This is a genomic window from Methylobacterium sp. CCH5-D2 (assembly GCF_001556475.1).
Classification (GTDB): domain Bacteria; phylum Pseudomonadota; class Alphaproteobacteria; order Rhizobiales; family Beijerinckiaceae; genus Methylobacterium; species Methylobacterium hispanicum.
The window spans coordinates 1-4,469 of sequence record NZ_LSIX01000807.1; the positions used below are offsets into that span (position 1 = coordinate 1).

At 70.3% G+C, this 4,469-nt stretch carries 4 protein-coding genes; 3 read left to right on the plus strand and 1 reads right to left on the minus strand.

The genetic code is table 11. From position 1 onward, the window contains the following. The coding region (locus tag AX737_RS21320; protein ID WP_066924725.1) for a S49 family peptidase at positions 1-714 on the plus strand (714 nt) is incomplete at its 5' end. Positions 715-778: 64 nt separating this feature from the next. Here AX737_RS21320 and AX737_RS21325 read toward each other — a convergent pair. Then, positions 779-1,021 carry a hypothetical protein gene (locus AX737_RS21325; protein ID WP_066924727.1) on the minus strand — a complete coding sequence of 81 codons (243 nt, stop codon included), beginning with the start codon at positions 1,019-1,021 and terminating at the stop codon, positions 779-781. 214 nt (positions 1,022-1,235) lie between these two features. Between AX737_RS21325 and AX737_RS21330 the strand changes: the two genes are divergently transcribed. Together AX737_RS21330 and glyS are read left to right on the plus strand one after the other, a co-directional pair. Continuing rightward, a complete protein-coding gene (locus AX737_RS21330) occupies positions 1,236-2,168 on the plus strand; it encodes a glycine--tRNA ligase subunit alpha (RefSeq protein ID WP_066924729.1) in 933 nt (310 codons plus the stop codon). 46 nt (positions 2,169-2,214) lie between these two features. Continuing rightward, positions 2,215-4,404: a glycine--tRNA ligase subunit beta gene (glyS, locus tag AX737_RS21335; RefSeq protein ID WP_066924731.1), complete on the plus strand. Its 2,190-nt coding sequence runs from the start codon at positions 2,215-2,217 to the stop codon at positions 4,402-4,404. Positions 4,405-4,469 lie beyond the last annotated feature (65 nt).

A 4,469-nucleotide genomic window follows, 5' to 3' on the forward strand; every position in this document is an offset into this window, starting at 1 on the left:
GTTGCGGGAAGCCTGGAGCAGGCGTTCGGGCTCAAGGGCGTGGCGGCGGTCGCGATCGTGGTGAACTCGCCGGGCGGCTCGCCCGCGCAATCCCACCTCATCCACCGCCGCATCCGGGCGCTCGCGGAGGAGAAGCGGGTTCCGGTCCTGGCCTTCGTGGAGGATGCGGCGGCGTCGGGCGGCTACATGATCGCCTGCGCGGCCGACGAGATCGTGGCAGACCCGACCTCGGTCGTCGGCTCCATCGGCGTGGTCTCGGCCGGCTTCGGCTTCGATCGCCTGATCGAGCGCATCGGCGTCGAGCGCCGCGTGCACACGCAGGGCGAGGCGAAGGCGATGCTCGACCCGTTCCGGCCCGAGGACCCGGCCGACGTGGCGCGGCTGAAGGCGCTCCAGGCCGACGTGCAGACGGTGTTCACCGACCTCGTCCGCTCACGGCGCCCGAACCTGAAGCCCGGCGAGGACCTGTTCACCGGCGCGGTCTGGACGGGGCGCAGCGCCCTCGAACTCGGGCTGGTGGACGGGCTGGGTGACGTCCGCTCCACCCTGCGGGCCCGCTTCGGCGACGATGTGGAGATCCGCATGATCGCGGAGGCGCGCGGCTCCTTCGTCGCGCGCCTGCTGCGTCGGGCGGCGCCCGGCGGCACCGGCCTCGCGGACGAGGCGATCGGCGCCATCGCGGAGCGCGCCGCCTGGGCGAGGCTCGGACTCTAGGTCCCGGAATCCCGAAGGGTGGGCCACCGTTCGGCGGGGTCTCGGGGCAGAGCCCCGCGCCGGGTCAGCGCGTGAGGCAGGCCGCGCTCGGCGTGCCGTAGCCGCTGTAGACCACCCGGACCTTGCGGTTGCACGTCTCGGGGGCCGGCGCCACGGCCGCGACCTCGACCGGCATCGTGGCCACGGGGAGCGCCACGGCGGTGGCCTCCTCGGAGGTGGCGAGCGCCTTCGTGCCGGACATCACCAGCGGGGTCGCGACCAGGGAGGCGGCGAAGAGAGCGGCGACGAGGGTGAGATCCTTGCGCATGACTGAGTTTCCAAGGTGTCCGGCGGCTTTCCGGGGCGCCCGTCCCATCATGTCCAGTAAACGTGGCCGTGGGCTTGGCAGTTCCCGCCTCCGGCCCGGTTTGCGCCACATTCCGGCCACGCTTCGGTGTGGGCCCGCACCCGGCGCCCTTCGCTTGACACCCCGCCCCGCGAGCCTAAACGCTGCCCGCCCCTCCCCGCCGCGATGCAGCAAGATGTCAGACGCCGATCTCGCGCCCACCCGCTCGTTCCAGGGCCTGATCCTGACGCTCCAGCGCTTCTGGGCGGCCAAGGGCTGCGTCATCCTGCAGCCCTACGACATGGAGGTCGGCGCGGGCACCTTCCATCCGGCCACCACGCTGCGCGCCCTGGGGCCCAAGCCCTGGAAGGCCGCCTATGTGCAGCCCTCGCGCCGCCCGAAGGACGGGCGCTACGGCGAGAACCCGAACCGGCTGCAGCACTACTATCAGTTCCAGGTCATCCTGAAGCCGAACCCGCCGAACCTGCAGGAACTCTACCTCGAATCGCTCGCGGCGATCGGCGTGGACCTCAAGCTCCACGACATCCGCTTCGTCGAGGACGACTGGGAGAGCCCGACGCTCGGCGCCTGGGGCCTCGGCTGGGAGTGCTGGTGCGACGGGATGGAGGTGAGCCAGTTCACCTACTTCCAGCAGGTGGCGGGCTTCGAGTGCGCGCCGGTCGCGGGCGAGCTGACCTACGGCCTCGAGCGGCTGGCCATGTACGTCCAGGGCGTCGAGAACGTCTACGACCTCAACTTCAACGGGGGCGAGGGCGCGGACAAGGTCACGTACGGCGACGTCTTCCTGCAGGCCGAGCAGGAATACTCGCGCCACAATTTCGAGGCCTCCGATTCGGCGATGCTGTTCCGGCAGTTCACCGACGCCGAGAAGGCCTGCCGCGCCTACCTCGCGGCCGGCGAGCCGGAGCAGGAGGGTGCGCGCCACCGCATCGTGCAGCCGGCCTACGACCAGTGCATCAAGGCGAGCCACGTCTTCAACCTGCTCGACGCCCGGGGCGTGATCTCGGTGACAGAGCGACAGAGCTACATCCTGCGGGTGCGCGAGCTCGCCAAGGCCTGCGGCGCGGCCTGGCTCAGGACCGAGGCCGGCGGCCACGCCGCCGCCTGACGCCCGCCACCCGATCCGACATTCCCGCGCCGCCGGACCCGATCCCATGCCCGACCTGCTCCTCGAACTCCGCTCGGAAGAGATCCCCGCCCGCATGCAGCGGCGGGCGGCTGAGGATCTGAAGAAGCTCGTCACCGACGCGCTGGTGGAGCGCGGCTTCCTCTACGAGGGCGCCAAGGCCTTCGCGACGCCGCGCCGGCTTGCGCTGCACGTCGCCGGGCTGCCGGCCCGCGGCGAGGCCGTGCGCGAGGAGCGCCGCGGCCCGCGCGTCGGCGCGCCCGAGGCCGCGGTGCAGGGCTTTCTGAAGGGCGCCGGTCTGACCTCGCTCGACCAGGCCAGAACGGTCACGGACCCGAAAAAGGGTGAATTCTACCTCGCGGTGATCGAGCGGGAGGGCCGCGAGACGCTCGACGTGCTGGCCGAGATCCTGCCGCAGATCGTCCGGAGCTTCCCCTGGCCGAAATCGATGCGCTGGGGCGCGGCCTCCGCGCAGCCCGGATCCTTGCGCTGGGTGCGCCCGCTGCAATCGATCGTCGCCACCTTCGGGCCCGAGACCGAATCGACCGAGGTCGTGCCGTTCTCGGTTGACGGGATCGCGGCCGGCACCACCACCTACGGCCACCGCTTCCTGGCACCCGAGGCGATCGAGGTGCGCCGCTTCGACGACTACGTGCAGGCGCTGGAGCGCGCCAAGGTCGTGCTCGACGCCGACCGGCGCAAGGACATCATCCTGCACGACGCCCGCGACCTCGCCTTCGCGCAGGGTCTCGACCTCGTGGAGGACGAGGGCCTGCTGGAGGAGGTCGCCGGCCTCGTCGAGTGGCCCGTGACCCTGATGGGCCGCTTCGAGGAGAGCTTCCTCGATATCCCCGCCGAGGCGATCCGCGCCACGATCCGGGCGAACCAGAAGTGCTTCGTGCTGCGCAAGTCCGGCAGCGAAGCTCTGGCGCCGGCCTTCATCCTGGTCTCGAACCTGGAGGCCAGCGACGGCGGTCAGGCCATCACAGCCGGCAACGGCCGCGTGGTGCGGGCGCGGCTGTCGGACGCGAAGTTCTTCTGGGAGACCGACAAGGCGGTGCGGTTGGAGGACCAACTGCCGAAGCTCGACAGCATCGTCTTCCACGAGAAGCTCGGGACGCAGGGTGAGCGGATCGCGCGCATCGCCGCGCTCGCGCGGGAGATCGCGCCGCTGGTCGGAGCCGATCCGGATCTGTCTGAGCGCGCCGCACGGCTCGCGAAGGCCGATCTCGTCACCGAGATGGTCGGTGAGTTTCCTGAGCTTCAAGGACTGATGGGGCGCAAATACGCGGCGTTGCAGGGTGAAGACCCGAGCGTCGCGGCGGCGATTGAAGAGCACTACAAGCCGCTGGGGCCGTCCGATCAGGTGCCGAACGATCCGGTGTCAGTCGCGGTGGCGCTCGCCGACAAGCTCGACACGCTGGTCGGATTTTGGGCGATCGACGAGAAGCCGACGGGGAGCAAAGATCCGTTCGCGCTGCGGCGGGCAGCGCTTGGCGTTATCCGCCACGCTTTGGTAGGCCATCGGCTACGTCTGGTAGATCTATTCGAAGGCCATCTGGCTCGTGTTTTTGATTCAATACAAAAAGCTTACCTCGCAAGCCAGCCTCCCGGCTTCACGACCTATGCTCGGCTCTCAGTAGGCGGCGGCGAATGGCTAGGTAGGAAGATTGGGCCTGAGTCTATCGGTCTCCTCGCCTTCTTCGCCGACCGCCTCAAAGTCTACCTCCGCGACCAGGGCGCCCGGCACGACCTGATCGACGCCGTCTTCGCCCTGCCCGGCCAGGACGACCTGCTGATGGTGGTCCGCCGCGTCGAGGCGCTCGGCACGTTCCTCGACACCGAGGACGGAAAGAACCTGCTCGCCGGCTACAAGCGCGCGGCCAACATCCTGCGCATCGAGGAGAAGAAGGACGGCCGCGCCTACGATTCCGAGCCGGATGCCGGGCTGATCGCGTCGTCCGGCCAGCCGGAGGAGCGGGCGCTGCACGAGGCGCTCGGCGTCGCGCGCGCCGAAGCCTCCTCGGCGGTCGGCGCCGAGGATTTCGAGGGTGCGATGCGGGCGCTCTCGCGGCTGCGCGCGCCGGTCGATGCCTTCTTCGACGAGGTCACGGTGAACGCCGAGGATCCGGCTCTGCGGGCCAACCGCCTCGCGCTCTTGAACGCGCTGCGCGCCGCCACGCGGGAGGTGGCGGACTTCTCGCGCATCGAGGGCTGAGGGGCAGGCCCTCCGGTGCGGTTCAGACTCGACGCGCCCCCTCTCCCATAGGGAGAGGGGGCGCG